This window comes from Streptomyces sp. ME19-01-6 (assembly GCF_033793745.1).
GTDB lineage: Bacteria > Actinomycetota > Actinomycetes > Streptomycetales > Streptomycetaceae > Streptomyces.
This window is the reverse complement of sequence record NZ_JARAXF010000118.1, coordinates 1-886: the sequence shown is the minus strand read 5'-3', so window position 1 is coordinate 886 and position 886 is coordinate 1. Positions and strand designations below refer to the sequence as shown.

Annotated in this window: 1 protein-coding gene; it reads right to left on the bottom strand. The window is 68.7% G+C overall.

The window, feature by feature from the left end:
* Positions 1–823: condensation domain-containing protein (locus PV419_RS52915; protein WP_319701253.1), on the bottom strand; the 823-nt coding region annotated here is incomplete at its 3' end.
* Positions 824–886 lie beyond the last annotated feature (63 nt).

Genomic DNA, 886 nt, shown 5'->3' with positions numbered 1-886 from the left:
GTTCGTTGAGTTGGGTGTAGGTGAGTTGGTGGTTGTCGCAGATGAGGGCGGTGTGGTTGGGGGTGTGGGTGACCTGTTTCTCGAAGAGGGCGGGCAGGGTGGTGGACGGATACGGGCGGGTCGTGTCGTTCCAGGCGGCCAGTTGGGCCCGCTGTGCGGCGGGATCCGTCAGGGGGAGGTCGGTCAGGTGGAGGTCGGGTTGGGTGCCGGCCGCGTCCAGCAGCCGTGTGAAGGCGTCCGCCAAGCGGTCCGCGGTGGTGCGCTCGTAGAGGTCTGTCGCGTACTCCAGTACGCCGCGGATGCCGGCGGGGCGGCCTTGTGCGTCGAAGGTCTCCTCCAGTTCGGCGAAGAGGTCGAATTTGGCATTGCGTACTGTGACGGGTTCCGGTGCCGTGCGCACCGTGCCGAGCTCCAGCGTGGGGCGGGCGTTGTTCTGCAGTACCAGCATCACTTGGAACAGGGGGTGGCGGCCCGCTGTCCGTGCCGGGTTCAGTTCTTCGACCACGCGCTCGAAGGGCACGTCCTGGTGTTCGTATGCCGCCAGGTCCACCTCGCGCACCCGATCCAGCAGCTCGGCGAATGTGGGATCCCCGCCCGCGTCCGTCCGTAGCACGAGGGTGTTCACGAAGAACCCGACCAGGTCCTCCAGCGACTCGTCGGTCCGGCCCGCGGTCACCGAACCCACCGGGACGTCCGTCCCCGCCCCGACCCGGGACAACAACGCCACCAGCGCCGCATGCAGCACCATGAACACACTCGCGCCCCGCTCCCGCGCCACACCCTCCACCCGCGCGTGCACCTCGGCCGACACAGACAGACCCACCGTCGCACCCCCGAACGACGCCTCCGCGGGCCGCGGACGATCAGTCGGCAACGCCAACTCCTC